We start from the raw sequence: 25,988 nt of genomic DNA, 5'->3' as shown, positions 1-25,988 counted from the left end.
GGCCGCCGAGGTGGCCCGTCCGAGCGCTGAAGTCGCTACGCGTACGGGTCTTCGTCTTCGTTGCCGATGCCCCACACGTCGTCCTCCTCGGTGAGCCAGGTCTCCTTGCCGTCCTGGTCATCGGTGCCGCCCATGCCGCGGGCGCCACCGCCGCCCATCATGCCGCTCATGCCGCGGCCGCCTCGACCGGCTCCGGCACCGGCGCCTTTACCGGCGCCCATGCCGCCCGCACCCTTCATGCCGCCGCGACCGGCTCCGGCGCCACCGCCGCCGCGGCCCATGCCGCCCGCGCCCATCATGCCGCCGCCGATGCCGCCACCGGCACCACCGCCGCCGATGCCGCCGCCCGCACCGCCGCCGAGACCACCACCGAGGCCGCCGCCGGGTCCGCCGATGCCGCCGCCCAGGCCACTGCCGCCACCGGCCAGACCACCGGAGATGTCGTCGGGGTCGGTGGTCCCGGGCTCCCACGGGTTGTCGTCCAGGCCGGGGGAATCGAGATCCGGTGTGCTCGGGTTGTAATCCGAGATGTTGGGGTTGTCGGGGTCAAGGCCCGAACCGGGACCGGGCGTGCTGAAATCGCTGGGAGGCGAACCCGGCGGGTTCAGGCTGTCCATACCGCCCGGCGACGGCACCCCACCGCCGCCTGGCGTGTCCATCCCCGGAAGGTCGGACGTCGGAGCGTTCGGGTCCTCCAGAGTGGTCTCCTCGTTGGGGACCGACTCAGGCGTGATCTCCGAGACCGCCGTGCTGGTGGTATCGCGTCGGGAGATCACGTCCTGGTTGACGATGGACGCGCGCTCTTCGTAGTTCGACGCCGCGGCTTCGGAGTCCTGCTGCACCGTTTCGCTGGCATCGCCTTGGGCGAGTTGCTTCGCGTCATCCTCTTGGATGCCTTCGTCCTTGTACTTCTCCATGTAGTACTGGGTGCGGTCCTCGATGAAGTTGTGAATCTCGTCCGGGCGTTCCGTGTCGAAGCCGGCCATCTCCATGAACTTCTTGCCGCCGGCGTCGGGATCGCCGCAGCCGTCGCCGAAGGGGTCTTCCTGCTTCTCGCATTCGCCCTTGTCCCAGAACGGGGGACGGATGTGGATCTCGTTGACTCCCCAGACACCTCCGTCGTCCCACCACAGCTGCGGCGCGGGATACGGCACCTCGCCGCCGCTGCCTTGGAGGGCGTAGATCTCCTCCTGCTTCTGATTCAGCAGGCCCAGAGCGCCAGAGTTGTCCCCGATCGAACCGACATCCTCCAGCACCTGTTTGATGTTCTCGATGACGGTGTTGACCTGCTCTTCGAATCCATCGAAGTCGTCACCGGTCCACTCTTCCGAGAGCGCCGTAAGCGCATCTTTCAAAGTCGACTCGGAAGGCTTGAACTTCGACTGGAAGTCGTCCCAGCCCTCCTTGATCGTCTGGATGGCGTATCCGTTGGCATCCGCTGGGCGGATGTCGTTCACCACCTGCTGGACCGTCATGTCGTTCGGCATGGCCATGCTGTCCGAGCGCGCCTTGACGGTCTGATCCCTGACAGGAATGGCCGACATGAGATCCAGCCAGGCCTTCTCCGGCTCGGTGCCGACCTTCGTCGAGCACTTGTCGTTCGTGCACGGACTGGTCGACATGTAGCGCGACTGTGTCAGGTCCGCATCGAGACCGTCTGGAGTCGAAGTCGCGGTCTGATCGTACTCGCGCTCTTCATATTCTTCTTGATCGCTCATGCCTGTTACTCCTGAGGGATCCTTGAGCTGATGGACTCATGTGTTTGCGGAATGTACTCGTCGATAAGCCACTGCTGGAGTTCTTCAGGGGTGAACTCATAGGAGAGGTAGTCCTCGAGAGGGCCATCCAGTTTGTTCTCGTTGGCCTCGTAGTAAGTGATGGCATTATCGATATTGAAGTCGATCGAGACCCACAACAGCCATTCACCGTCTCGGATGTAGGCATCGTAGTAATGGCTTTGATCGTCTTGAGCGACGAACAGCTTGCCCTCGTCCCATTCGGATGAGGTCAGCTCTTCTTCCCCGGTGAACTCGAAACCTGCTCCGCCCTCAGCTCGGCGCTCCTGGTCGGGTCCGGTTCGCTCCTCGTAGCTGAGTTCCGCGTCCTCCACGGTGTCCCACGGAATGATCCCGACTGAGATCTCGCCCTCGTTGAACTTCGTCTCGTCGTAAATCGTCTCGAACTTCGAGGCGATGACCATGCCGAAACAGGTGAGCGCCTGAGCGTCGAGGCCTTCACCGTACATAGCGCTCGTGAGCTGTCCGTCAGACGAGTTGATCTCCGCGATGTGCATGAAGTCGACGATCGGCTGGAGGTTGTCCAGCACCTCGCAGGGATCCCAGGACTTGATCTCCGCGCTGACCGGCGAACCCTCTGCAGCGTCGCCGCCGCCATCGCTCGACTCACCGGTGAGGGCACTGCATCCGGTCAGGGCCAGCACTGCAACTCCAGCCGTGAGACCTCCAGTGACGCTTCGGGACATCATTCTTTCAGGCCTTTCTTTAGATTCACGCAACTGCTCAACTGAGTTCGTTCTCGTAACTGGTGGTCTCCGACACGTTCATGCTCTCGCCCTCTTCGTGGAGGTCGATCGAGTCCTGAAGGGTCTTGAGCATGCCGTAATACGCCGCCCGAATCGATTCGAGATTCGTCCAGGTGCCGGAATGGAAGGTGCTATACGCCTGCCGAGCCGTGTTGGAACCTTCCAGCTGCCCAAAGGCTGGTTCCTTGTTGAGGGAACCACCTTCCTGCATCAACGGCTCGAGCTCATCTTCAAGAGTCTTGAGCAGGTCCTCCCGGACAACGCGCATGAACTCTTCGAGCGCCTCGGGATCGAACTTGCGTTGAGTCACGGGTACCTCCGGGGGATATGACGAGCCTTGGTGTTGCGTCAAGTTCTCGATTCAGGTTAGCAGGGGCTCGCAACGCGTACCGGTCTGAAGGACGGCGCTCCGAACGACACCGAACCCGCAGGTCGCACGGCGTGTCCGAGGCCGGATGCGAGGGGACCCCGGGGGTGGTTGCGGCGCACTATGTTCAATGGGTCCCCGATCGCCCGACCCCTCCCGAGGTGAAGTCGTGTCCGAGTCCACCGGTACAACCGCGCAGCAGCTCTCCGGCAGGTCCGGCAAATGACGACGGAAGAGCGGGCACCGGCCGCAAAGCACGGTTTCCACGCGGCCGACGATGTCGACAACGCCCCCGAGTTCGCCTACCGGGACGAGGCGGGCCGCCGCTACCAGGCCGATCCGAACCTGGTGTTCGAGTTCGACTCCGTCGCCGATTACAAGGCGGGCCGCTCGACCGAGGCGCACGCGCGCGAGGGTCTTGGCCTGCTGGACGTGTTCGTCTGCACCGACGCGGCGGCCGCCGCGACCGGCGTCCTGCTCCTGGACGACCGCCCCGTCGCGGCCGGGGACGGCCGCTACCAGATCGAGGTCGCCCCCGGGCGCCATCGCATCGAGGTCCAGGGCGCCGACGCCTCCAGCGGCGAGTTCACCGTCGCGCCCGGCGAGCGCGTCTGCTACACCACCGGCCAGGGCGTGTCGGTCCGCCACCAGCCCGGCTACCGCACCCACCTGTACCGCGCGCGGGACGGCTCGGACCACCTGCCCGTCCTGACCGGCGCCGCGGCCAACGCCGGCAACCTGGGGTGCCTGTCGGCCGTGGCCGGGCTGGTCCTCATCGTCGCCTCGGCCGTGTGGATGTTCCTCGTGCAGGAGGGAGTCATGGTGGTCATAGCCGGGGTGCTCGTGTTCCTCGGCCTGGCCATGCTCGTCGGCGGCATGATCGTGGGGTTCGGGACGACGTCGCGGCTGCACCGCCGTGTCCGGGCGGCCCGCGTCGAGCCGGTGCACCGCTCGGCCGGGAGCGCGCTGGCCTTCCCGGCGCCCGAGGACCTGCGGCTGTCGCGCAAGGGCACCGACACGACCGGCGCCGCGATCATGTTCGACCTCTTCTTCTACCGCCTGACGAGGCGTCCGGACGGGACGGCGGTCTACTCGGGCCGCCAGGAGGCGCTGGCGCTCGCGCACGCCGCCCGCCCGCGCCTGTGGATCGACGGGGCCGAGGCCCCGTGCGACTGGGCGACCTGGTTCTATCCGCTCTCGCCCGGAGAGCACCGGTTCAGCGTCGAGTACGGCCCCGATCCGTTCGGCGGCGCCACGGTCCGGCACGAGTTCGCGTTCGCGGTGGCCGACCGCGGCGACGTCGCGGTCCTGCACGTCCCGGTCCGGGTGTTCCGCGTCTGGGACGAGCGGTCGCAGCGCCTGACGGGCCTGCCGCCGCAGCTCGGCCACCGCGTCTCCAAGCGGTCGCTGACGGCGGTCGCGCGCGCGGACGGGCAGGACGGGATCGGGGAGGCCTGGACGCCGTCCCGCGTCTGGGTGGACTGAGTTCCTCAGGCAGGGCCCTAGCTGTAGATCTCGTCCTCGGGCAGCCTCGGCATGTGCAGGGCCACCCAGTCGTCGACGGCGCCGCCGTTCTCGATGGCGGTCTGGAGCCCGGCGATCATGCCGTGCAGCGTCCCGCGCAGGTACTGGAGGTTGCGCCAGGTGGTGGCGTGGAAGTCGGCGTACTGCTGCGCCGCGTTCTCGTGGGCGCCGGGGACCGTCCCGAACGCGGGAGCCTTGTTGAGGGTGCCCTCGCGCAGCGACGGGATGATCTCCTGCTCCAGCTCGTCGAGCAGCTCGCCGAGGAACTGCTGGTAGCGCTCGAGCGCGGCGGGGTCGAACGTGCGGGTCCGCTGCGTTGCCATCTCGCGTTCCTCCTGCTAGGCGTAGGGGTCTTCGTCTTCGTTGACGTAGCCCCACATGTTCTCGTTCTCGACCAGGTCGACGTCGGCCTCGCGCTCCTGGTCGTCCGCGGGCATGCCGCGGCCGCCTCCGGCGCCGCCCATCATGCCGCTCATGCCGCCCCTGTTGGCACCGGTCGTCGCGGCGCCGCCCGCGGCCACGGCGCCCGCTCCGGCGCCGAGGCCGGTGGGGCTCGCGGCGCCCGTGGTCGCCGCCGCGGTGGTGGTTCCGGCGCCGCCGCCAGCGCCGCCGTACGCGCCGCCGCCGAAGCCGCCCCCGGTCGACGAGGGGCCGCTCGCGAGGCCGCCGGACTTTCCTTCGTCCTCTTCGGACTGATTCGGGTCGGTGGCGGGCGCCTCGCCCGACGGCGCCTCCAGGGACGGATCCTGGGTCGCCTCGGGCGCGGCCGTCCCGGTCGGCTGATGCATGGACGGCGGTTCGAGGCTCATGTACTTGCTGTCGGCGACCGCCGGGTAGTCCCGGTCGCCTGCGGCGGTGCGCATCGACTGCTGCTCGGCGTCGTTGTCGGCGTTGCGCTGGGTGATGTCCTCGTCGATGCCCTCGTGCCGCGAGTCGTAGTCGGACCAGTGCTGCTCGACGACGCCGCCGTAGGCCTCCACGGCGTCGGCGACGGCCAGTTGCTTGGCCTCGTCGATCGTGATGCCCTTGGGGTCGAGCCCGTCGCGCTCGATGTTGACCGGGCTCTCGTAGTAGTCGACGTAGTGCTCGACCTTCTCGTCGATGTAGTCGATGATCTCGGTGGCGAGCTCGGGGTCGGACCCGGCCAGGGCCATCACGTGCTCGGCGTCCTGGCAGGTGTACTCGATGCAGTCGCCGTGCCACCACGCGGGTCTGATGTGGACGGAGACCCAGCTGTGCCACTCGCCGTCGATCCAGAACTGCGGCGCGGGGTAGGGGATCTCGCCGGAGTCGCCGCCTTGGAGCGTGTAGAGGCTCTCCTCGGTGGACTGGAGCTGGGCCACGGTCGTGTCGATGTCGTCGAGGACGCCGTCGACGAGTTCGCGCGTCTGGGTGCAGATCCCTTCGAAGGTGTCGAAGTCGGTCCCCGACCAGCCTTCGGCCAGCTCGGGGAGAGCCGCCCTGATGCGCTCGGACCAGTCGGCGAGCTTCCCGGCGACCTCGTCGGTCCAGCCGGTGCGCAGCCGCGCCAGGGAGTGCTCGTCGGCGTGCTCGGGGCGCACGGCGGCCACCGCGGAGCGGAAGTCCTCCTCGGTGGGGTAGGACATGCCCTCGACGCGGGGACGCAGCCGGTAGAGCTGGTCTTCGACGGGCACGGCGGAGACGAGCTGCTGCCAGGCGGTCTCGGCGGGGTGCTCGGTGGGGTTGCCGCAGGCGGCGTTGGAGCAGCCGGGGCGGACGACGGGGAGGCAGCCGGTGTCCTCGGGGGCCTCGGCGTCGGGCCCGGTGGCCTCGGCGGAGGCGGGGGCGACGTCGCCGAACGCGGGCGCGGGCGCGGAAGGCGCGGCGGCCTGGAGACCTTGGTACTGCTCGATCTGCTGGTCACTCATGCGCGCGGCTCACCTCGACGGGCTGGGGGGCGGTCGTCGCCTCCACGGTAGCAATACCGCACCATCCGCATCGGTCCGCCGAAGTGCGGCTCAGCGGTCCGCGCGCTCCCACCATCGGCCGGTGGCGGCGCGGCGGAGGCCGCCGCGGACGTCGGCCTTCGGGGCGGCGGGGACCGGCCGCTCCAGCGCGGGCGCGAGCCGTTCGATGCGGCACTGCCATTGGTGGAGCAGCGGTTCGGTCGGGTCGGGGACGGCCTCGACGGCGATCGTCAGCTCCAGCGCGGCGGTCGCGCCTTCGGCCGCGTCGATCGCGACGTCGCCGATCTGGGGCGGCGCCTGCCCGGACGGGACGGGAAGCGGGGCTTCGGGGGTGCGGACGCGGACGCGGTGGCGCCCGGGCGCGGTCTCGATCCACATGCGGGTCCACGAGGCGGCGACGCGGACGCCGTCGATCTCGATCTCGGGCGGGGGCACGGCGCGGCGGTGGCGGATCGGCACGAGCTCGCCGACGCGGTCGAGGGCCTTGCGCTGCTCGCCGTTGATGCGCATCTGCCCTTGCGGCAGTTGCAGGGCGAGTTCCGGGGAGGTCAGGTCGTCCTTGAGGAAGCGGGCGTCGACGAGGACCGCCGCCGAGCCGGGACGCAGCGGCGGGGGCGTCCCAGCGGGATCGAGGACGACCGGCGCGGCCAGGCCGGGGCGTGTGAAGGCGCCGGTGCTCAGCGGCGCCGCGGGCCCGATCCGGTTGTAGCGCAGGAAGGTCCACAGGACGCGTGCGCCCCAGAACGCGAGGCCGAGCACCGGCAGCGCCATGGCGATGGGGATCGCGAGCGCCAACGGGACGCCGGTGAGTCCGGCCAGCCATGTCACGGGCGCGGCGGCGACGAGCAGGGCCACGAAGACCGCGAAGCTCAATCGCCCGCGCGCGAGCGCCGGGAGGTACTGCCAGTAGTGCAGCCTGCCGCGCGGGCCGAGCGCGTAGCCGCTGAGCAAGGCGGCCGCGCCGGTGACCGTGCCCTCGCCGTAGGAGCGGTGGCGGTCGCCGAGCATCCCGATGTAGTCGACCTTCGCGCTCTGCCCGGCCGCGATGTCGACGGCGTGCCAGGCCCGCGAGTGCTGGCTCTGCACCTCGACGAGGTGGCGTCCCGCGGCGAGGGGGATCCGCATCCGTCCCCACCCGGTCGCGACCGGCTCGCCGTCGACGACCACGACGGGCACCAGGCTCGAACGCAGGTCGCCCTTGGCGGCGACGGGGTCCCCGGCGCGCTCGCGGCGGTCGATCGCCTCGGCGGCCTCGGCGATGGTCTTCGACTGGACGCCCGCGCAGTAGCCGACGCGCAGGTCCAAGGCGCCCGCCTTCCCCGCGGGGGGCCGGAGGCCCGCGAGCGGGGCGATCCGCCAACCGGGGAGCGGGGGCTTGAAGCGGGGACTGGCGCCGCCGATCATTTCCACCGCACTGTCATTTCCACTGCACTTCGTCGGGGTTGGAGAACGTGTCGGGCAGGTTCTCGTCCATCCAGTTGAACGCGCTGTCGAGCGCGCCGAGGCCGGGGCCGCCGCCGTCGTAGTTGCCGCTCCACTCGCCGTCGCCCTTGTAGGTGGGGGCGATGGCCGAGCCGCCCTGGAGGGCGTGCATCCAGGAGCTGACGTTGGCGTGCCTGCCGCCGGGGGTCATCAGGAGCGCGTTGAGGCCGTAGACCGCCAGGCCCTGGAGGGCGTTGGTGAGTCCGGCCGCGGCGATGTCGACGGGGCTGACGGGGTTGCCCGCGCCCTTCTGGAACCCGAAGGTGAACGCGGTGACCCCCGCGGTGAGCGCCGCGCAGCCGGTCGAGATGGAGATGAGGACCGCTTCGAAGCTCTTCATGGTGGCCACCAGCGCCGTCGCCACGGTCAGGGCGCTGGCCCTGATCGCGGGCGCTCCGGGGGCGGAGACCACGCCCGCGAGGGCGCCGAGGTAGGCGACGAGGAAGGCGTCCATCACGACGGTGCAGGCGGTCAGGAAGATCCAGTAGACGGTGAGCATCGCCGAGAAGGCGACGAGCTGCGCGCCGATGAGGAAGGCCGCGATCGCGAGCTCCTGGAGCTGGAGCTTGACGCCGTCCGCCGAGTCCTTGAAGGCGTTGGCGTCGTCGCCGCACCAGTTGTCGTCGTTGACGGAGTCGACCTCGGTCTGGAGCGCCTCGACGGCCTCGAAGTTCTTCTCGGCGAGCGCCACCCAGGCCCCGCCCGCCTTGAGGATGTCGCCGGGGTTGCACTGGTTCATGTAGATGCTGGTCGCCATGGCCTGCACGGAGAGGCCGAAGACGATCGCGGGGGGCGCGATCGCTATCGCGCAGGACTTGATGACGCCGTTGTAGTAGGGCGACATCGCGTCGCCCGCGTCCATGAGGCTCTGTCCGGTGGACATGTCGGCCCTCCTGTCAGTTCTCGCCGAACGCCTTGGCGCACGCGTTGTCGGTGTCCTCCATGTCCTGGGCGCAGCCGTCGAGGGCCTCGCGCATCTCGCGGAAGCACTGGGCGGCCCCGGCCATGGACTCGGTCACGGTGGAAGTGGCCATCGAGTAGGCCACGGCCATCGGGAGGGTGACGGTCGTGTACAGGCCGCGGTCGACGGCGCTGAGCTCGGGGAGGAATTCGTTGGTCTCCTCCAGGACGGGGACGACGTTGGCGTCGATGTTCGCTCCGAGCTGGCGGACGAACGCGGCGTCGAAGACTCTGGTCATCTTCCTCCTGCCTTTCGCTGGATGTTCTCGTTGATCTGCGTGATGCGGTCGATCATCGCGGCGGTGGTGCGCCCGGCCCGCTCGGCGTCCTCGGGGGCGTTGTCGATGTGCGCGGCGATGTCGTCGGGGGTGTCCTCGCGGGCGCGCCGCTCCGCGAGGGCGCGCAGTTCGTCGCGGGCGCGGGCGATGAGCGTGGTGAGGGCCTCGCCGAGTCCTTCGACGCCGCGGCGGCGGGCATCGGGGCCGATCCACACCCCGGCGACGGCGCGCTCGGTGCTGGAGCTGACGGCGAGGTCGCCCTCGTCGCTTCGGACCTCGGCGGTGAGGACCTCCGGCGGCGGCTGGCTGCGGGCGTCGGCCGCCTCGCGCATGGTGTTGAGGATGCCGTCGAGGCGCCCGGCGATGGCCCGGTCGAGTTCGGGGTCGGGGCCGAGGGCGTCGGTGGGCGGTTCGATGCCGAGCCGCTGGCGCATGACCGCGGCGAAGCCCTCGTAGCCGCCGGTCGAGGCGGCCTGCTGGAGGCGGCCGAGCGCGTCGATGCCGGAGGCGAGGGCCGCGTCGTCCTCGGCGCCGGGGCGCGGCAGCTCGGCGGCGAGTTCGGTGATGAGGCGGGCGATCTCGCCGGGCGGCTGGCGGAACCCTGCGGCCGACACCTCGACGGCGATGGCGCCGTCGGTCGATCGCAGGGTCACATATTCGTCAATATCGGTAGATACGCTCTCGGAGGTGGGCTCCATGGTCGCTCATTTCGAGTGGAATGATCACCCGACCATAACGGAAGTGCGCCACGCTGCGCATCTGCCGCCGAGGGCGTCCCGATCAGCGGTCGGACGCGTCCCCTCCCGGCTCGGCGGTCTCGTGCGCGGGGTCGCCGTTCTCGAGCGGCCAGACGGTGGCCTCGACCGAGCCGACGAGTTCGAGCGGGCCCACCAGCGACGCGGTCCGGGCGACGGTGAAGTCGTCGAGCGCGAGGAGGCTGATGCCGCCGCGGCTCTGGGCGACGGCCGCGTAGTAGGCGCCGGTGCCGCGGTCCTGGAAGACCCACCCGGGCCGGGTGTCGGTGGGGATGGTGGGAACGCCGGTGCGCTGCGCGGCGGGCAGGCCGCCGGTGGCGGCGGTGTCGGGCGCGAACGGCGGCCTTCGCGGCTCGGGCGGGTGCATGGCGCCGCCCGCGTCGACGGGGACCTCGGCGACGTCGGGCATCTGGTAGCGGGTGGGGTCGCCCGAGACGGGGATCGGCGGCGGCGCGGCGGGCTGCTCGGGCACGGCGATGAGCGCGCGGACCTCGACCTTCCCGGCGAAGTGGTTGACGGCGACGACGCCGGCGGCGAGGGCGAGGAGGTCGACGCCGACGGCGAGCAGCACCCGCAGGTTCGGGTCGAGGCCGGTGCCGATGCGGGCGAGGGAGAACAGCCCGGCGGCGAGGGCGAAGACGACGAGGCCGAGCATGGCGCCGGTCAGGGCGACGGGCCGCCCGACGCGCGGGCGGGGCGCCGAGGGCCACTTCTCGGCGGCGCGCACGCTCCCCAGGGCCACCGCCGCGAGCGCGGCCAGGGCGAGGCCCGCGACGGCGAAGGCTACCGCCGCGACGGTGAGCCGTCCGGCGATGTCATCGAGGTTGTCCATGGTGGCTGCTCCGTGCCTCGGCGTGACTGTTCGTGCATTGGTCGTCGTTGCGCCCGGTCGTGACGCGGCGCCGGCACTGCATCATGGACGATGACGCAACGTTACGACACACGGGCGACACTGTGACCGAATCCCGGGCTCTATTCTGCTGTTCGGGGTCGGTATCGAGCGTAGGACACCGGGCGACCCCAGTTTAGTGTCGGATTACCGACACGGTGTGATCGTACGCGGAGCATTGAAACGGATGCGCGATCGCGGTTCACTGGTGAATGTCGGGCGTCGGGGTCGCGCATCGAGCCGACGATGGTGCGCTGCGTCAGGGGGCCGACATATGATGAACGCAGACCCCGCGAAGGGTTGGGAGACAAGATACATGAGGGAAAATTGCAAAACATGAGGTCAATGTGACCCGTGTGACGAGATGGGACTGATGATGATACGAGAGACACTCTGGACAGTGGCGGCGCAGGTCCAAGCGCAGGATGCCGAGATCAACACGCAGGGCATCATCAGCTTCTTCCTGAGCCGGATCGCCCCGATCCTGCTCGCGATCCTCGGCCTCATCTTCATCGCCCGCGCCAACAAGGGCGAGGTCAGCCGCGTGCTGACGTCGTCGACCATCGCCATCCTCGGCATCGCGTTCATCGCCGGAGCGGTGGTCCTCGTGGCCGTCGGCGGCGGCCTGGTCGACGTCCTCTTCAGCGAAGGCGAGTAGCCCGCTCCCCAAGCACCGCAACCGAGTCAGCCCGGATGGAGGACGCCCATGCGCTTGCGCACCGACGACGACATCTATCGTGCCCGGCTGCTCTACCTCGGCCCGCCCGGCTACACGCTCCCCGTCCACCTTCCTTACGCGCAGTACGGTGCCTTCGCCGCTCTCTTGGCGCTGTTCATGTTCATCCACTGGGTCGCCACCGGCGACGTCGAGCTGTTCCCCTCCATCGAGATCTCCCTCGCCCTCGTGGCCACCTCGCTGATCTTCCGGTACGTCGACGCCGATCGCCCCGCCGCGACGGTGGTCCGCACGCTGCTGACCGACTGGAAGCACACCCGGGATGCCGGCGCCGAGAAGCGCATTCCGGCGTATTCGACCCGATCGATCAGGCTCCGTCCCGCACTCGTGGACACCGCCCGACAAGAGGAGCGCCTATGAGCGGCGAGGATCGCCGACAGCCCGTCGCCAAGTTCTCCGCCCCGCGCCCGCCAGCCCCGGTGCGCGAGCGTGCGGCCGACCTCGACGACGACGCGACGGCACTGGCCGACGCCGTTTTCCGCGCGGAGCCCGCCCGGGAGCAGCACCGGACCGAACCGGTCCGCAGGCCCACCCCGCCGAGCGCCCGCCAGGCCCCTCCGGCGGCCCCGCCGACCCCTCCGGCGGATCCGGCCCGACACGCGCCGCCACCTGCGCCGACTGCCCCGCCGTCCACAGGTTCTCCACAGGGTTATCCACAGGAACCGCCGAGTTATCCACAGGGTCGTCCACAACGTTATCCACAGGCCCCGACCAGCGGGAATCCCCGGCCTCATCCACAGCGGGCAACCGGTTATCCACAGAGCGCTCCGAGTTATCCACAGGCCAGTGACCAGCGGCGCGGGAATGTTTCCACAGGTCAGTCCCGCGCGCCCAAAACGGGCTATCGGGACGGTCGGCGCGCGCCCTCCCAGGACCTCGTCCCCATCAAGCAGACCGCCACCGAAGCCGTTGTCACCTCGACCGAGGAACGGCCCACCCGCGTCCCCAAACCGGTCAAGAAGGACAAGGAGCGCCAGCCGCTTCGCGAGCTGTCCCTGACCGAGATCGCCGGGCACGCCACCTTCACGCCCACCACCGTCACCGCCTGGTACGCGCTGCCCGGCGTGCGCTGGTCCTTCCGCCCCGACCTGGAGCGCGAGGCCCTCATCACCGCCATCGCCGAGCAGTTCGCCGGCCTGGCCGGGATGCGGCTCCACATGCGGCGCACCACCAAGCCGTTCCCGGCCGACGAGTGGGCCCGCACCGTCGACCGGAACACCGCCCACCCGCTGCGCACCGTCCCCGGCGGCACCAGCTGGGCCGAGCACCTCGTCGCCGCCCAGCGCCACCTCCACTCCCTCTCCCACGCCGAGGGCGAGACCTACCTGGGCATCACCTTCACGCGCCGGTCCCTGTTCGACAGCCTGGGCGAACGCGTCGGCCGCGTGTTCGGACGCGGCACGAGGCTCTCCGAGCGCGAGCGCATCGAGAAGCGCAGCCTCCAGTTCGACGAGGTCCTCGGCTCCTTCGGCGTCAGGGCCCGCCGCGCCACGACCCCCGAGCTCGAATGGCTCGTCTACCGCTCGGTCGCTTTGGGCATGGAGCCGCCGCGCCTGCTCTCGGGCTCCGGCGGCGAATGGGAGGCCGGCGACGTCCTCGCGCTCTCGGAGTCCATCGAGCGCTACCGGAGTCCGTACGGCTCCACCGTCAAGCTCGTCAACCGGCTCACCGGCGAGGAGAAGCACACCGCCGTCCTCACCGTCGGGCGCATGGAGGAGCTGGAGATCCCCCAGCGCCACGAGCCGTGGCTGCACTTCCACGAGCGGTGCCCGTGGCCGGTCGAGCTCTCCAGCCGCGTCGACATCCTCGGCCCCGGCGAGGCCTTCCGGGACCTCGACCACCGGCTGCGGCTCATCCGCAGCCAGCAGCACGACTACGACGAGCACGCCCTCGACGCCCCGCCCGAGCTCCAGCGCCTCGCTGAAAGGGCGCTGAACGTCGGCGACGAGATGACCACCGGCCTGCCGATCGACGCCGCCCGCGTCCACGGCTGGCACCGCATCGCCGTCACCGCCGACACCAAGGAAGAGTGCCTGGAGCGCGCCCGCACGCTGATGCAGATGTACCAGCGGGAGATGCGCATCAGCCTCCAGCACCCGAAGAACCAGGACTGGCTCGCGCGCGAGTTCATCCCCGGCGAGCCCGTCGCCTCCACCGGGTACGTGCGGCGCATGCCCGTCAAGCTCTTCGCCGCGGCCCTCCCGCAGGCCGCGTCCACCGTGGGCGACCAGCGCGGCGACCTCATCGGACGCACCGCGGGCACCTGCCGCAGGCCCGTCTTCCTCGACCTGCACTTCGCCACCGAGGTCCGCGAACGGTCCGGCCTGAGCGTCTTCGTCGCCGAGCCCGGCGGCGGCAAGTCCACGCTCATGGGCGCCCTCGGCTACCTCGCGGCCAGGCGCGGCGTCCAGGTGACGCTCCTCGACCCGTCCGGGCCGCTCGCCCGGCTGTGCGAGATGCCCGAACTCAAGCCGCACTCGCGCGTGCTCAACCTGACCGGCTCGGAGTACGGCACGCTCGCGCCGTACGCGCTGATCCCCTCGCCGCGGCGCGAGCACTACGACGACTCGCCCGAGGGCCAGCGCGAATACGACATCGCCGTCTCCAACGCCCGCTCCGAAAGACGCATGCTCGTCCAGGACATCTGCGCGATGCTCCTGCCGCCGCAGGTGCAGCGCGAAGCGGCCACCGCACGCCTTTTGCGCCACGCGGCCCGCCACGTCCCGGCCGAGGAGTCCACCGCGCTGGAGGACATCGTCGAGAGCCTCCAGGACGCCGAGGACCACGTCACCGGCGACGGCGCCGAACTCGCCGCGCTGCTGCTCGACACCGCCGAGATGCCGCTCGCGAAGCTGTTCTTCGGCACCCCTGACAAGGGCGTGCTGGAGGACGACACGGCGCTGACCGTCATCACCATGTCCGGCCTGCGGCTGCCCGACCTGGGCATCGAGCGCGAGTACTGGAGCGCCGAGGAAGCGTTGGCACTGCCGATGCTCCACACGGCCCACCGCCTCGCCGTCCGCCGCGCCTACGGCGGCGACATGAACCGGCGCAAGCTCGTCGGCCTCGACGAGGCCCACTTCATGGAGGGCTGGAAGTCCGGGCGCAGCTTCCTGGTGCGCCTCGCGCGCGACTCCCGCAAGTGGAACCTCGCCGCGCTCGTCGCCAGCCAGAACCCGAAGGACATCCTCGGACTCGACGTCCAGAACCTGGTCAGCACCGTCTTCGTCGGCCGCATCGCCGAGGACGCCGACGTCGCCTCCGAGGCACTCAAGCTCCTCCGCGTGCCGACCGGCGTCGGCTACGAGAACGTGCTCGCCTCACTGAGCGAGGTGGACGCGGCGGAGACGAAACGATTGCCCTACCGCGAGTTCGTGATGCGCGACGTCGACGGCCGCGTGCAGCGCATCCGGGCCGACTTCGGCTGGGTGCGCGGCCTGCTCGACTACCTGAACACCACGCCCGGGGAGGACAAGTAGTGGACCACCCCTCCCCCGCGGGCCGGTGGGCCCGGTTCCTCCTGGTCCTGGTGGCGGCCTGCGGCGCGCTCGTCCTCACGCCGAGCGCCGCGGGGGCCCAAGATGCGAGCGACTGCTCGGACTGGGAGTGGCACAACGAATGGGAGCAGTGCCTCGACGAGGTCCCCGCTCCGGCCGAGGCCAACTGCGCCGAGGCGCCGACCCCGTCGAGCCCCGACTCGGGCATGGCCGGCTGGTTCGCCGAGCCGAGCCTGCCGGACAAGGGCGAGGGCATCGGTCAGTATTCGCGGTACGGCTACGCCGGATACCAGCTGCCGATGTACGCCTCGAAGGAGATGAGCGTCGGCGGGCAGTGCATCGACTCGCTGAGCCTGCCCGACGGGGCCGACACGGCGAACGCGCTGGCGAACATGGAGTTCAACACGTCGACGGCCGTCATCGGCGCCTCGAACTCGATGCGCCAGGCCGCTTGGGACCCGCAGCGGCTGTGGGGCTGGTCGAACGAGTTCATGGAGACCGGCAGCGAGGCGGTCTACAGCCAGGTCTTCACGATCTTCGGCGCGGTGACCGTCGGCGTCGTGGGCCTGTACCTGCTGTGGCGCAGCCGCCAGGCCGACATGAACAACGCGGTGACCACGGCGGCGTGGGCGGTCCTGATCCTGGTCCTGGTGACGGCGGTGGCCCGCTGGCCCGTCCAGGCGGCGAGCTGGGCCGACCAGGGCATGTCGGCGGGCTTGAACCTGAGCCAGGGACTCATCGAGGACGAGGCCGCGGAGGGCTGCATCAGCAAACCGGGAATAAGCAATTCCGAATATGAAGACCTCATTGAGGACAACCCCAGCCTCTGTGTCGACACCCGCAGCGCCGCTGTCAAGGCCTCGGACATGTCGACCGGTGATGTGATCTATCAGAACTGGCTCCGGGCCATGCTCGGCCAAGGCGAAGAGGTCTCGTACAGCAAGGACGACGGCGAGGTCGCCGAGGATGAAGAGGGCAACCCGGAGGTTCGCGAGTCCAACACCGCTTACAAGTACGGGCCTGCGTTGTACGCGGCTCAGGCGATGTCGTGGGTCGACGACGAGAAAGCCCAAGAGTCACCGGGAACCCGTGCCAGGACCATTGAAGAGAAGCAGGAGAACTGGCGCAAGCTGGCCACGCTGATCCAGCAGGAAGACCCCGAGGCCTATGAGCACCTGACGGGCGGCCGCGCCTGGGAGCGGACCGGCTCCGGCCTGCTCGCCCTCTTGACGTCGCTGTTCTTCTCTCTCTTCGACATCACGGCGTCGGTGCTGATCATCCTCGGTTTCATGATCGTCCGCTTCGCGGTGATCGCGCTGCCGATCATCGGCACGATCGCGATCTTGCGACCAGCGGGCGGGCCGTTCAAACGCCTGGTCAACATCGTTCTTGCCGCAGTCATCAACGTCATCGTCTTCGCGATCGCGGCGGTGATCTATCTGTTCGCCGCCGACCGAATACTCGGGGCAAGTCTGCCGAGTTGGATGCAGGTCATGCTCATCGGCCTGGTCGGCGTGGCGGCGTGGCTGCTGCTGCGGCCCTTCCGTCGGCTCGCCAGCTTCCAGGGCGCCGGAGGGCCGACCGATGCGCTCTTCGGACGCTCGGCCGACAAGGAGCGGCGCAAAGAGGTCGAGATCGAGCGGCGCCGGGAGACCATCCGACAGGGCGAAGCGCGCCCCGAGTCGCGATCCGAGGCCGGTCAAGGACGGCAGGAGCGCACCGAGAGCCGCACCGCGCCGCCGGACCAGCAGCCGGGGCAGCGGACGCCGAACAACAGCACCGCGGCGACCACCAGCGGGACCTCCAGCGGAGGCGTCTACACACCTCCTAGGAAGGACTAGTCATGCGCGCGGCGTTGCGGATCGTCTTCTCCCGTTACGGCATCGTCGTGATCATCCTGCTCTTGGTCGTCGGCGTGATCGCCTTGACGCAGGGGCGGGAGGATTTCCCGCTCGGCTCGGACGATGCCGAGGAAGGCTCGACCTCGTCCGACCCGTCGCAGGAGCTCACGGTCGATGACGGCATCACCGCTCCCGAGTGCGAGGGAGCGGAGTGCGAGGAGGACGGCTCGCCGCTCCACGATCCCTATGAGGAAGCCGAACTCCCCGAGGAGGCCGTGGAGAAGGCGCTCGCCTTCGCTGAGGCGTGGGTCGATACGGCGGGCAAGAACTCGAACACCTGGTTCCAGGGGATGCAGCCGTACATGACCGAGGAGGCCGCCGAGCTCATGCGCGGCGTGGACCCGATCTCGGTTCCCGCCACCGCGATCACCGGTGAGGCCGAGGTCGACGGCGGCGAGGTCCGGATTCCGATGGACACCGGCGTCCTGGTCCTTCCGATGAAGGAGGGCGGCAACGACTGGGCTGCGCAGGGATGGCTGGTGTCGGCGATCGATTGGGAGCCGGCATGACGACGCTCGACGCGCCGAAGCGCGCCAGTTGGCTGCGGCGATGGATCTGGGGCATCGCGCTGGTGTCGGTGTGCTGCATCGGAGCGGTCGGCATGGTGGTCCAGCTGCTGGTGGACCAGTCGGGCGACGACCTCGGCGATCAGCTGCTTCCCGCGGGCTGCGGCAACAGCAACCCGGTCGATCCGGACGCGGACCTGCCGTCGATCGCCGGGTACAACGAGGACCAGATCTACAACGCCGCGATCATCATCGCGGTGGGTCAGGACCTGGAGATGCCGCCGCGGGCGTGGATCATCGCCGTTGCGACGGCCATGCAGGAGTCGCGCTTGACGAACCTGGGCTATCTCGGCGACCGGAACGACCACGACTCGCTGGGGCTGTTCCAGCAGCGGCCGTCCTCGGGCTGGGGTACGCCGGAGCAGATTCAGGATCCGGTCTATGCGGCGACGAAGTTCTACGAGAAGCTCGACACCATCGAGGGATGGGAGCACATGTCGCTGACCGAGGCCGCGCAGAGCGTGCAGATCTCCGCGTATCCGTTCGCCTATGCGAAGCATGAGCCGGACGCGACCGAGATCGTGAACGCCCTGACAGGCGGGGGTGGACGGGCTTCGGCGGTCAGCGTCAGTCTCGGTGAATGCACTGCTCCAGGCGAGTTGTCGGCGGCGGGATGGATCATCCCGGCGGACGGACCGATCTGGTCCGGGTTCAGGACGTCGGAGCGGCCGACGCATCAGGGGGTCGACATCGGCGTGCCGAGGGGAACCGCCGTTGTCGCGGCATCGAGCGGCACGGTGATCACCGCGCAGTGCAACGCGTTCAATCCGGACGGCAGCCCGGCTTCGTGTGATGTGGACGGATCGCCGCAGATCGCGGGGTGCGGCTGGTATGTCAATATCCTGCATGCCGGTGACTACTTGACGCGCTATTGCCACTTTGGCTCTGCGCCATTGGTCAAGGAGGGTGATGTGGTCCAGGCGGGCCAGATCATCGGCTATTCGGGTTCGTCGGGACGGTCTTCTGGGCCGCACCTGCACTTCGAGGTGCACTTGAACGGCGATAGGTCCTCGGCGGGGGCGGTGGATCCGATCGCCTTCATGGCGAGCGTCGGCGCGCCGCTTGAGTGAAGCCACTAATTGCCACCGATAGGCAAGGGATCTTCGTCTTCGATCTGGACCAGAGACGAGACGCAGTTCTCGGGTGTCACCGTGACCTCGAAGAGGAAGCGAAAATCACCTTGGCCGCTAGGGTCGAGGACCACGTGGTACTGGTAGGTCAGGCTGCCGTCGGCGGCTGGGACGGGTTCCTCGCCGTGCCGGAGGATGTAGGAGGTGGCTTTGACGTTGCTCTCCTCCCAGCTTTGGATCGCTTCCAACAGCTCTTGCGGCTTCGGCCCCTCGTAGTCGTCTTTGCATATCAGTGAATCGGCGTGCTCCGGATCAGGATTCTTTTCCCGAACGATGGAATCGAGGTACTCTGCGGCGAGTTCGCGCCCGCCCGGTCCCTTGGCCTCGTCCGGGTCGTCTCCTGAACTTTCCCCGCTGACGCTTGCGACACAGTAGGTATCGCCGACCGCTTCGGTTACGACCTGGAACGCCTCGCTCGGGTTACGTTCTCCACCAATGAATGTCACCGTCACCTTGAGATGGGTCTGCCCCCCGGTCGAGCCAGTCTCCACGGGCAAGATCTCAACCGCGGGATATTCCTTGAGATACACCTCATATTCCGAGCGCAACTGACCCAATGCCTCTGGGGTGACTTCCGGCTCCGCCCCTTCGCACAACACCTCTCGTGCGGCGTCGAAATCGCTGCCAAACCCGTAGTCGAAGTAGCGATCGGAGGCATCAATCGGATCGGTTGGCGGCTGCTCGCTGGCAGGGAGGTCCTCGTCGCTGCCTCCGGAGGCAAAACCGGGGGCCATCCAAGCGCTACCGAGTAGAACCACGACCCACACACCGGCCATCGAAGCCACACGGCCCCAGTTCCTCGGCGGGTCGCCGAAGTCCGGCTCGTCCTCGTCGACCGGGACGACCTTGTATGCGCGCTTCGTGTCCTTGCCCACACCACCACCCTACCGGCACAACACAGCGACGGAACCTGTTCCCGACCAGACCGAAACCTCTTGCCCCACTTGTCTCATCAGCAACTTGTCGCTGGATCCGCAGACCCCGCAACTTGTTACGAAACAGTACAGTGTTCATTACGACACTCGATATCACCATGCACCAGGAGGCGTCGCAATGGACAACCCGCTGTCCAATATCAGCAGCCCTGACGACGCGCGGGCCGCACTGGCTGACTGGAAGGAACGCGCCGACCGTCTCGCGTCCGACTCGATCGCGGCGTCCGAGGCGGTGCAGACGCTCACCGCTATCGGCCAGGACGCCAACGGCGTCGTGACGATCACGCTCAACTCCAGCGGGGCGGTTAGCAATATCGCCTTCTCCTCCGACACGCGGCGGATGCAGCCGAACCACCTCGAACGGCAGTTCATGGAGGCGTACGCCAACGCGGGCCAGGCGCTGCTCGAAGCCGCCCGGGTCGCGGTCGAGGAGCGCCTCCCGCCGTCCTCGCCGACGGCGAAGGCACTCGTCGACAGCATCAAGATGCGGTTCCCCGAACGCGAAGGGGAGGACTGACATGAGCGACCAGTTCGACGTCGTCACCGACGACCTCAACACGCACGCGGCGAACATCGACGCCTTGCGCGAACGCTTCGGTGCCATCCAGTCAGCCATGGATTCGGTCGTCCAGGACAACGAGGCGTACGGCATCATCTGCCAGTTCCTTCCCCCGGTGCTCGCCGGTCGCCAGGCCGACCAGAAAGATCTCGTGACCATGGCACAGGAAAACCTCGAACTCCTCGCACAGGCGCTGCGCGACACTGCCGACAGCTACACGGCCGCAGACGAAGCAGCGGCCGAAGACCAGAACCGCCTCATGGACGAGCTGTAGCGGACGGAGTTAACCCCATGAGTGATCTTGTTGCCACCGAAGGCGATGTCGACCAGCCGGGTGCGGCGTTCACCGGTGCCGGGATCGTCGAGTCTTACGCAGGACTCGCTCAGGCCATCGACTCCGGTTCCTGGATCGATGCCTCGGTTGCCGGTCTCGGGGCCGCGCTGGAGACCGTCGGCGCCGCCATCGACCCGATCGGCACCCTCGCCGCCGCCGGAGTCGGCTGGCTCATCGAGCACGTCCAGCCGCTCCAAGACGCCCTCGACATGCTGGCCGGTAACCCCACCCTCGTCGAGGCTCATGCAATGACATGGGACAACGTCGCGAACGAGTGTTTCGCCATGTCCGAGCAGCTGGCGACGTTCATTGACGCTGACGTGGATTCGTGGGACGGCGAGGCCTCCGACGCCTACCGCGACAAGGCCGACGCCAACGCGGATGTACTCGGTTGCCTCGGCGGCACGGCCCTGTCATTGGGTACCGCTACACGCGGAGCGGGCCAACTGGTCAACATGGTCCGCGAGTTCGTCCGCGATTTCGTGGCCGAGTGCATCGGTTCGCTGATCGCCTGGGCCGCCGAAGTCGCCTTCACTGTAGGGGTCGGTGCGGCATGGGTGATTCCCAAGGCCGTCATCAAGATCACCGAGTGGGTGGGAAAGATCTTCGGTTGGATCACCGGCCTCATCGACTCGATCACGGCACTACGTGATCTTCTCTTCGGCTGAAGGTGACCGGCATGCGAAAACTAGGAAATGCACTCATTCCCTTTCTGCTCATCGTCGTAGGTTTGCACACCCGGAAGAGAAAGGATTCCACGTATCACCGGCTTACCGCCGATGGGCAAGTCAGCTCGCAAACCGAGACAAGGGATCGCATCGTCGCCGCCCGCGTCCACGTGCAGCGCGTCTCCCCTGATGACCCAAGAGGACAAGTCAATGTCACGGTCAACCCGACCAATAACATCCCCCACAAGACCGACCAGGAACTGCGGAGCGACGCAGAAGCGCTCGAAGCGGCGGCAGCGTCCCTTGACGACGAGTACCGGGGACAGATCACATTCGCGACCGTTCAGGACGCCAACGGGAACCTGTATTACACGATGAACAGTTCCGGAACACCTGACGCGAAGGTGCGTGCGCTGGCTGAAGATCTGGGGTACAACCGCATCCACGGCTCAGCGATCCGGGAGACCGGTTCGAACCATGCGGAGCAGCAGCTGCTGAACGCACTCGATAGGAAGCAGGAGGCGATCAACGATAAGGTCGGGGACGCCGAGCCGTATCGGAGCCTGCCGGTCGAACCGCTACGATTGTCTCCGAGCAAGCAACCCTGCGACGACAACCGCGCACCTGACGACCCCAAGAACCAGCACTGCCGGAGTCGCAGCGGCATCCGCCTCGTTGGCTGGCCTTAGAGAGGACGATGCACATGTCAACCGCACAGGAACGGCTCGCCCAGCTCGAAGCGGCGTATGCGCGCATACCGCCGTCGCAGAGGCTCGCCATGGTCGCCGAGCTGCTGGAGTGGACGGTCGCGAACTTCGCCACCCCGATCGCGGACGACACCGTTCGCGATCTCGTCGCCCGCGCTTCGGCAGCGGTTCGCTCAGCGGCGAACGCGCGACTGTCGGCCGTTCCTGCCGACCGGGCGCTGCTCGAACAGTTCAGGACCGCTACCGAAGACGATCAGGAACCCGGTGCGGTGGACCTGCTCGGCGCCTTCCGCTTGTGCTTCGACCACCTTGCGCCCGAGATCACGCCACCGCGTGTTCTTGCGATCTTCGACCGTTGCTATCAGGCAGACTACGTCCGCTACAGCGAACCTGAAATCGCTGTCGGCGAAGACGACGCTTCTGACCGTGGTCAGCGGATCCTTGAGTATCAGGCGGCGCTTCTCCAGCGTTACCTGGAATAGAGTTCGATCGAGTCGTCGATCTGCCGGTGGAACCGGTCGGTGGTCACCGGACAAGGCCCCCTGCGAGGACACGTCGGACGACAAAAGGCGCCAGAGCTGCCGTACCGACAGCAATGGCCGTGTCGTCGGCTGGCCTCAGGGAGGATTGGGTGTATGGCGACTCCATGGAAAGATCGCGTTGCGATCGAAGCGGCCTTCGGCCGCATGCCGGGTCCGCGCCGCCTGGCGATGGCCGGGGAGCTGCTGTGGTGGACAGTCACGAACTTCACCACCCCGATCGCCGACCCCACCACCCGTGAACTGGTCGACCGCGCCTCGTCGGCTGGTAGGAAGACCCACATGCCATTTCCACTCAACGAGATCGGTCGATTCGAAGCGATCTTCGAACGCATGTCGCCCCCGCACCGACTCGCTATCGCGGCGGAGCACCTGCAATGGACGGTCACGAACTTCGCCACGCCGATCGCCGACGACACCGTTCGCGATCTCGTCGCCAGGGCCGAAGCCGCCGTCAGCGCCGCGGTCCGCGCCGGGAGGTTGATCGCCCCGAACGACGCCGCCCTGCTCGAAGCGATGGACGAGGCGATCCAGAACTCCTCCGAACCTGGCTCGTCGGACCTGCTGATGAGCTACTACCTCTGCTTCGAGGAAGTCGGCCCCGAACTCACGTCCCAGCGCCTTGTCGTGATCTTCGACCACTGCGACCAGGCCGACTACACCCGATACTCCGAACCCGGCCTCGTGGTGGGTGAACCCACCGAGACCACAGCGCGCGAACGGGCGATTCTTGAATACCAACGCGATCTGCTCCAGCGCTACTCCGAGTAGGCGAATCACTCACCGACTCGGTCGAAGACGAAGCACGGCTCGAACAGCCAGAAGCTAACAGCCGAGACATCGCACCTGTAGGACCCGGCCGTCCCGGCAGCCGGATGAACCCGCCCAACGCCAACCGCCGATGCCGAGAACTTCCGTGGAGAGGTGCGCCGCATCGAATGGCAGAGCGGCTCTGCCGAGTTGGTGGACCCGGTCTCGGGAAACCGTGGGCGCTTCGAAGTCAAGAACACAGTCGAATTCGTGCGGCTGTTCCTGGTGGAGGGAATGAGTTTACATCATGATCCTGAAGCGGTATGACGGATCGAGCATCGAGAATCCCGATTGGGATGAGGTCGAGGCTTATCTCGACTCGCTGAAGCAGAACGGCCCGCTCTTCGCGATCCTGAAGAGGAAACGGATGTATTACCTTCAGGCTCACATCAACGATGAGGGCCTGTTCGAAATGGAGTTCCGTGAGGGTTCAGAGGACCGGCACTACCACGTCGATTTCGCCTGCACTCGTGAGGTCATGACCGATGCGTTCAGCAGTTACTTCAGCAACGACAATCGCTGGCGTACCTTGCTGGAATGGCGCCGGGAAACTGGTGCGGCATGATCGTCAACGTCACCGATGCGGACTACGGCCGACAGGCGCAAGGTGTCACAGGGCCGCTGGTAGTCGTCTTCGGAACCTTCGATGACCTCGGCAGCATGGTTCTGGACCCGGTGCTGGCTCGTGTCGACCAGAAACTGAACGGTCGGATTCCCATCGTCGTCGCGGATGTCGCCGCCTGCCCCAAGGCCGCGGCGGCATGGGGAGTCGGTGAAAACCTGCCCGTCATCCTGATACTCCGAAGCGGTGTCCTCGAACGGGTTCTGCACGGTGTCCGATCCGAACGCCGCCTTCTGGCCGACATCGACGAGGTGCTGCGAGAGCAGTGAACCCTGCACAGAGCGAGAGCGAGGTCCTTCCATGTGCCTCCGCACGAGCAGGCGACCCTCGACTATCAGCGCGACTTGATACAGCGCTACACCGATTGATCAGACAACAGCTGCTCCATTCGGGGAGGTTGGGCCGTGAGCTATTGGGACGATGAGATGACCGCCGAGGTCTCCCGGCTGGAGGCCCTGCCGTCTCGTTTGCGGCTGAAGGTCGCCACGAAGGTGTTGGCTTGGACGGTGCGGACCCTGGACCCACCTATCGGGCACCCGGCCGCCTCTTCATTCGTTGGCGACGGCCTGGAGCGCGCCGAATCCGCGGTAGCGCGCGGTCAGGGTGTCGTGGACGGCGTAGACGAGATGATGCCGCGGTTCAACGCCTTGTTCGAAGACATGGCGGAACCCAGAGGGGCTCAGTTCCTTTCGGCCGTGCTGCTCCTGTTCGCACAGTTCGGATCGGAGCTGCCCGCCAGAGTGGTCGTCAACCTGCTCTCGGACTCGTACGAAGGCGCGCTCTACAGGGCGACGAGCGCGGCCATCACCATCGAGATCGAACGCTCGACACCGCGCGCCATCGAGGTCATCGAGTACCAGAAGGATGCGATCGAAGCCGCGGTTCGCGAGGCTCAGGGGTAGGTCGCAATGGCTCGAGAACTTTCCGCACCAGGCGAAGAACCGAATCGCGAACGAGGCGCCTTGCCGTCTGCAACCCCGAACCGCCCCAGACCGTACCGACTACCGAGTGGTCCGCAAGCTGGTCCCTGACGGGTACTGGAGCATGACGGTGTCCATGCCCGACTCCTCGGCCAGGGAAGCGAACTCGAGCTTTCAGAGGTTGCGCCGGTACTCGTCGGAGCCGCCGGGGTCGGTCAACGAGACCATTCCGACCGTCCCCTGCCCGGACAAGGCCGGATACACTCTGCTCGATCGCAGCAGTATCAATCGGGATTGAACCATGGTGAGCAACCAATTGCAACAGCTGGCTCAGCTGGCCCGCATGCAGAAGAATCCGAGCCAACCTGACTGGGGTGCGGTGCGAGCCGCCATCGGATTCGCTCCTCCGGAGGACTACTGCGAGCTGATCGAGCACTACGGGGCTGGACTGTTCAACTGCTACATCCAGGTTCACGGTCCGGAGGCGAACCAGCGGGCATTCAACCTCAAGCAGGAGGGCCTCTACTGGGACGAGTTCTTCCGAAGCGAGTGGGAACGGCGTCCCGACACAGTTCCGTCACGTTTGCATGGGCGCACCTTCACCATAATCTGCTGGGGCGGCACCGAAGACGCGGTGGAGTTCTTTTGGATCGCCGAGCCCGATAAGCCGTCGAACCAGTGGGAGATCGCGTTTCAAACCATCTCAGGGAACGTGTGGGAGTTCTATCGGCAGTCAACGGTCGAGGTGCTCCTCGGCCTGGCGAGGGGAGATCTGAGCACTTCACTGATTCCTCCAGCGCTCCCAGACGAGCCGGTCGTTTACGCTCCGTATATCGACTTATAGGACCGCGCTGCCACTGGCCTTTCTTATGAGATCCGCTGTGGACCATGTGCTCCGCAGTAGGTGAGACGTGGCTGCCTTCGCCATGTTCGTGGCCATCCACGCCGCGATGCCGTCGAGGTCGCGGGTGTGTCCCGCGTCGTATCGCGGTGAGCGCCTGCGCCACAGAGACTCCGAACGAGGCGGTGAGCGCCGCCCCCATACGCGTCGGTACCAGGCCCGCTCGTCTCCTGCCGCAGGGGCACATTATCGGCGATCCGCCACCGACCGCCTGTGGACACGCACGGCAGAAATCCCGCGATTCATCGAATCCTTTGGCACTCAACCGCATACGACCGAGAGTGATCTAGGACTCTAGACGCTTTTGCACCGTTGGCGTGTCGCTGCTTGGATTTCGCCGCACTTGTGTGTAAGGATTTTCTGTGCGCGCATGAGACGTGCAGCAAACCGAATATGGAAGCGGCGGGCCGCCCTTCAAACGCCAATCTGTCCGGCGGC

At 67.6% G+C, this 25,988-nt stretch carries 29 protein-coding genes; 18 read left to right on the top strand and 11 right to left on the bottom strand.

All coding sequences use genetic code 11. The annotated features are described in order from the left end of the window. Positions 1 to 35: 35 nt before the first annotated feature. The 3 genes from H613_RS29945 to H613_RS0108430 all read right to left on the bottom strand — a co-directional run bounded on the left by H613_RS29945 (position 36) and on the right by H613_RS0108430 (position 2,852). A complete protein-coding gene (locus tag H613_RS29945; RefSeq protein ID WP_084546468.1) occupies positions 36 to 1,718 on the bottom strand; it encodes a hypothetical protein in 1,683 nt (560 codons plus the stop codon). Positions 1,719 to 1,723: 5 nt separating this feature from the next. Next, positions 1,724 to 2,440: a hypothetical protein gene (locus H613_RS0108435; protein ID WP_026923451.1), complete on the bottom strand. Its 717-nt coding sequence runs from the start codon at positions 2,438 to 2,440 to the stop codon at positions 1,724 to 1,726. A gap of 79 nt (positions 2,441 to 2,519) precedes the next feature. Further along, on the bottom strand, positions 2,520 to 2,852 hold the full coding sequence (locus H613_RS0108430; protein ID WP_026923450.1) for a hypothetical protein: 333 nt from the start codon (positions 2,850 to 2,852) through the stop codon (positions 2,520 to 2,522). Positions 2,853 to 3,131: 279 nt separating this feature from the next. Between H613_RS0108430 and H613_RS0108425 the strand changes: the two genes are divergently transcribed. Next, on the top strand, positions 3,132 to 4,394 hold the full coding sequence (locus H613_RS0108425) for a hypothetical protein (protein WP_026923449.1): 1,263 nt from the start codon (positions 3,132 to 3,134) through the stop codon (positions 4,392 to 4,394). Positions 4,395 to 4,411: 17 nt separating this feature from the next. Here H613_RS0108425 and H613_RS0108420 read toward each other — a convergent pair whose 3' ends face one another. The 7 genes from H613_RS0108420 to H613_RS0108390 all read right to left on the bottom strand — a co-directional run bounded on the left by H613_RS0108420 (position 4,412) and on the right by H613_RS0108390 (position 10,668). Further along, the gene (locus H613_RS0108420; RefSeq protein ID WP_026923448.1) at positions 4,412 to 4,756 is read right to left on the bottom strand and encodes a hypothetical protein; all 345 of its coding nucleotides are present in this window, start codon (positions 4,754 to 4,756) and stop codon (positions 4,412 to 4,414) included. Positions 4,757 to 4,771: 15 nt separating this feature from the next. Continuing rightward, positions 4,772 to 6,322 (bottom strand): hypothetical protein, encoded by a 1,551-nt coding sequence (locus H613_RS0108415; protein WP_026923447.1) that lies wholly within the window; start codon positions 6,320 to 6,322, stop codon positions 4,772 to 4,774. A gap of 90 nt (positions 6,323 to 6,412) precedes the next feature. Then, positions 6,413 to 7,771 carry a YML083C domain-containing protein gene (locus tag H613_RS0108410; protein ID WP_156925909.1) on the bottom strand — a complete coding sequence of 453 codons (1,359 nt, stop codon included), beginning with the start codon at positions 7,769 to 7,771 and terminating at the stop codon, positions 6,413 to 6,415. A 7-nt stretch (positions 7,772 to 7,778) separates the two neighbouring features. Further along, the gene (locus H613_RS0108405) at positions 7,779 to 8,726 is read right to left on the bottom strand and encodes a hypothetical protein (RefSeq protein ID WP_026923445.1); all 948 of its coding nucleotides are present in this window, start codon (positions 8,724 to 8,726) and stop codon (positions 7,779 to 7,781) included. 13 nt (positions 8,727 to 8,739) lie between these two features. Continuing rightward, entirely contained in the window at positions 8,740 to 9,042 is a 303-nt protein-coding gene (locus H613_RS0108400) for a hypothetical protein (protein WP_026923444.1), read from the bottom strand. Next, positions 9,039 to 9,734 carry a hypothetical protein gene (locus H613_RS0108395; RefSeq protein ID WP_026923443.1) on the bottom strand — a complete coding sequence of 232 codons (696 nt, stop codon included), beginning with the start codon at positions 9,732 to 9,734 and terminating at the stop codon, positions 9,039 to 9,041. Before H613_RS0108395 ends, H613_RS0108400 begins: the two co-directional genes overlap by 4 nt. A 127-nt stretch (positions 9,735 to 9,861) precedes the next feature. Beyond that, on the bottom strand, positions 9,862 to 10,668 hold the full coding sequence (locus H613_RS0108390; protein WP_026923442.1) for a hypothetical protein: 807 nt from the start codon (positions 10,666 to 10,668) through the stop codon (positions 9,862 to 9,864). Positions 10,669 to 11,098: 430 nt separating this feature from the next. On the opposite strand from H613_RS0108390, the gene H613_RS0108385 reads away from it, so the two are divergent. Genes H613_RS0108385 through H613_RS32345 form a run of 6 tightly spaced genes read left to right on the top strand, consistent with a single transcriptional unit; the run spans position 11,099 to position 18,495 of the window. After that, positions 11,099 to 11,383, top strand: coding sequence for a hypothetical protein (locus tag H613_RS0108385; RefSeq protein WP_156925908.1), 285 nt, complete (start codon positions 11,099 to 11,101; stop codon positions 11,381 to 11,383). Between the two features lie 48 nt (positions 11,384 to 11,431). Beyond that, entirely contained in the window at positions 11,432 to 11,821 is a 390-nt protein-coding gene (locus H613_RS0108380) for a hypothetical protein (protein WP_026923576.1), read from the top strand. Then, positions 11,818 to 14,940: an ATP-binding protein gene (locus H613_RS25340; protein ID WP_084546467.1), complete on the top strand. Its 3,123-nt coding sequence runs from the start codon at positions 11,818 to 11,820 to the stop codon at positions 14,938 to 14,940. Before H613_RS0108380 ends, H613_RS25340 begins: the two co-directional genes overlap by 4 nt. Next, positions 14,940 to 16,799, top strand: a complete 1,860-nt coding sequence (locus H613_RS25335; RefSeq protein WP_051393114.1) for a hypothetical protein — start codon at positions 14,940 to 14,942, stop codon at positions 16,797 to 16,799. The genes H613_RS25340 and H613_RS25335 overlap by 1 nt, the downstream gene beginning before the upstream one ends. 2 nt (positions 16,800 to 16,801) lie before the next feature. Further along, positions 16,802 to 17,368, top strand: coding sequence for a hypothetical protein (locus tag H613_RS0108365; protein ID WP_026923440.1), 567 nt, complete (start codon positions 16,802 to 16,804; stop codon positions 17,366 to 17,368). Further along, positions 17,365 to 18,495 carry a M23 family metallopeptidase gene (locus H613_RS32345; RefSeq protein ID WP_035737078.1) on the top strand — a complete coding sequence of 377 codons (1,131 nt, stop codon included), beginning with the start codon at positions 17,365 to 17,367 and terminating at the stop codon, positions 18,493 to 18,495. The genes H613_RS0108365 and H613_RS32345 overlap by 4 nt, the downstream gene beginning before the upstream one ends. Before the next feature lie 5 nt (positions 18,496 to 18,500). Here the strand turns inward: H613_RS32345 and H613_RS0108355 are convergent, their stop codons facing one another. Further along, a complete protein-coding gene (locus tag H613_RS0108355; RefSeq protein WP_026923438.1) occupies positions 18,501 to 19,430 on the bottom strand; it encodes a hypothetical protein in 930 nt (309 codons plus the stop codon). 178 nt (positions 19,431 to 19,608) lie between these two features. On the opposite strand from H613_RS0108355, the gene H613_RS0108350 reads away from it, so the two are divergent. The 11 genes from H613_RS0108350 (at position 19,609) to H613_RS0108305 (ending at position 25,493) form a co-directional block, all read left to right on the top strand. Next, complete coding sequence (locus H613_RS0108350; protein WP_026923437.1) at positions 19,609 to 20,007, top strand: YbaB/EbfC family nucleoid-associated protein; 399 nt, start codon at positions 19,609 to 19,611, stop codon at positions 20,005 to 20,007. Position 20,008: 1 nt separating this feature from the next. Further along, positions 20,009 to 20,323, top strand: coding sequence for a type VII secretion target (locus H613_RS25330; RefSeq protein WP_051393113.1), 315 nt, complete (start codon positions 20,009 to 20,011; stop codon positions 20,321 to 20,323). A 17-nt stretch (positions 20,324 to 20,340) separates the two neighbouring features. Continuing rightward, positions 20,341 to 21,051, top strand: a complete 711-nt coding sequence (locus tag H613_RS0108340) for a hypothetical protein (RefSeq protein WP_026923436.1) — start codon at positions 20,341 to 20,343, stop codon at positions 21,049 to 21,051. An 11-nt stretch (positions 21,052 to 21,062) separates the two neighbouring features. Next, on the top strand, positions 21,063 to 21,740 hold the full coding sequence (locus H613_RS30760; protein ID WP_156925907.1) for a hypothetical protein: 678 nt from the start codon (positions 21,063 to 21,065) through the stop codon (positions 21,738 to 21,740). A 14-nt stretch (positions 21,741 to 21,754) separates the two neighbouring features. Then, a complete protein-coding gene (locus H613_RS0108335; protein ID WP_026923435.1) occupies positions 21,755 to 22,240 on the top strand; it encodes a hypothetical protein in 486 nt (161 codons plus the stop codon). Positions 22,241 to 22,393: 153 nt separating this feature from the next. Further along, on the top strand, positions 22,394 to 23,068 hold the full coding sequence (locus H613_RS0108330; RefSeq protein WP_156925906.1) for a hypothetical protein: 675 nt from the start codon (positions 22,394 to 22,396) through the stop codon (positions 23,066 to 23,068). Positions 23,069 to 23,221: 153 nt separating this feature from the next. Then, positions 23,222 to 23,374 carry a hypothetical protein gene (locus H613_RS31340; RefSeq protein WP_169731968.1) on the top strand — a complete coding sequence of 51 codons (153 nt, stop codon included), beginning with the start codon at positions 23,222 to 23,224 and terminating at the stop codon, positions 23,372 to 23,374. Beyond that, positions 23,355 to 23,672, top strand: coding sequence for a hypothetical protein (locus H613_RS0108325; protein WP_026923433.1), 318 nt, complete (start codon positions 23,355 to 23,357; stop codon positions 23,670 to 23,672). Before H613_RS31340 ends, H613_RS0108325 begins: the two co-directional genes overlap by 20 nt. Further along, positions 23,669 to 23,998 carry a YbbN family protein gene (locus tag H613_RS0108320; protein WP_026923432.1) on the top strand — a complete coding sequence of 110 codons (330 nt, stop codon included), beginning with the start codon at positions 23,669 to 23,671 and terminating at the stop codon, positions 23,996 to 23,998. The genes H613_RS0108325 and H613_RS0108320 overlap by 4 nt, the downstream gene beginning before the upstream one ends. A gap of 135 nt (positions 23,999 to 24,133) precedes the next feature. Next, on the top strand, positions 24,134 to 24,631 hold the full coding sequence (locus H613_RS0108315) for a hypothetical protein (protein WP_026923431.1): 498 nt from the start codon (positions 24,134 to 24,136) through the stop codon (positions 24,629 to 24,631). A 319-nt stretch (positions 24,632 to 24,950) separates the two neighbouring features. Further along, complete coding sequence (locus tag H613_RS0108305; RefSeq protein ID WP_026923429.1) at positions 24,951 to 25,493, top strand: hypothetical protein; 543 nt, start codon at positions 24,951 to 24,953, stop codon at positions 25,491 to 25,493. Positions 25,494 to 25,988 lie beyond the last annotated feature (495 nt).

Source organism: Glycomyces arizonensis DSM 44726 (genome assembly GCF_000482705.1).
Taxonomy (GTDB): Bacteria; Actinomycetota; Actinomycetes; order Mycobacteriales; family Micromonosporaceae; genus Glycomyces; species Glycomyces arizonensis.
This window is presented reverse-complemented; position numbering and strand designations above follow the sequence as displayed.

Coding starts and splice junctions, on each gene's coding strand:
- H613_RS0108425 (WP_026923449.1), top strand. CDS start 3,132: ATGACGACGGAAGAGCGGGCACCGGCCGCAAAGCACGGTTTCCACGCG.
- H613_RS25340 (WP_084546467.1), top strand. CDS start 11,818: ATGAGCGGCGAGGATCGCCGACAGCCCGTCGCCAAGTTCTCCGCCCCG.
- H613_RS0108390 (WP_026923442.1), bottom strand. CDS start 10,668: ATGGACAACCTCGATGACATCGCCGGACGGCTCACCGTCGCGGCGGTA.
- H613_RS32345 (WP_035737078.1), top strand. CDS start 17,365: ATGACGACGCTCGACGCGCCGAAGCGCGCCAGTTGGCTGCGGCGATGG.
- H613_RS29945 (WP_084546468.1), bottom strand. CDS start 1,718: ATGAGCGATCAAGAAGAATATGAAGAGCGCGAGTACGATCAGACCGCG.
- H613_RS0108335 (WP_026923435.1), top strand. CDS start 21,755: ATGTCAACCGCACAGGAACGGCTCGCCCAGCTCGAAGCGGCGTATGCG.
- H613_RS0108385 (WP_156925908.1), top strand. CDS start 11,099: ATGATGATACGAGAGACACTCTGGACAGTGGCGGCGCAGGTCCAAGCG.
- H613_RS0108325 (WP_026923433.1), top strand. CDS start 23,355: ATGATCCTGAAGCGGTATGACGGATCGAGCATCGAGAATCCCGATTGG.
- H613_RS0108420 (WP_026923448.1), bottom strand. CDS start 4,756: ATGGCAACGCAGCGGACCCGCACGTTCGACCCCGCCGCGCTCGAGCGC.
- H613_RS0108380 (WP_026923576.1), top strand. CDS start 11,432: ATGCGCTTGCGCACCGACGACGACATCTATCGTGCCCGGCTGCTCTAC.
- H613_RS25330 (WP_051393113.1), top strand. CDS start 20,009: ATGAGCGACCAGTTCGACGTCGTCACCGACGACCTCAACACGCACGCG.
- H613_RS0108320 (WP_026923432.1), top strand. CDS start 23,669: ATGATCGTCAACGTCACCGATGCGGACTACGGCCGACAGGCGCAAGGT.
- H613_RS0108330 (WP_156925906.1), top strand. CDS start 22,394: ATGGCGACTCCATGGAAAGATCGCGTTGCGATCGAAGCGGCCTTCGGC.
- H613_RS0108405 (WP_026923445.1), bottom strand. CDS start 8,726: ATGTCCACCGGACAGAGCCTCATGGACGCGGGCGACGCGATGTCGCCC.
- H613_RS0108365 (WP_026923440.1), top strand. CDS start 16,802: ATGCGCGCGGCGTTGCGGATCGTCTTCTCCCGTTACGGCATCGTCGTG.
- H613_RS30760 (WP_156925907.1), top strand. CDS start 21,063: ATGCGAAAACTAGGAAATGCACTCATTCCCTTTCTGCTCATCGTCGTA.
- H613_RS0108350 (WP_026923437.1), top strand. CDS start 19,609: ATGGACAACCCGCTGTCCAATATCAGCAGCCCTGACGACGCGCGGGCC.
- H613_RS0108340 (WP_026923436.1), top strand. CDS start 20,341: ATGAGTGATCTTGTTGCCACCGAAGGCGATGTCGACCAGCCGGGTGCG.
- H613_RS0108415 (WP_026923447.1), bottom strand. CDS start 6,322: ATGAGTGACCAGCAGATCGAGCAGTACCAAGGTCTCCAGGCCGCCGCG.
- H613_RS0108400 (WP_026923444.1), bottom strand. CDS start 9,042: ATGACCAGAGTCTTCGACGCCGCGTTCGTCCGCCAGCTCGGAGCGAAC.
- H613_RS0108305 (WP_026923429.1), top strand. CDS start 24,951: ATGGTGAGCAACCAATTGCAACAGCTGGCTCAGCTGGCCCGCATGCAG.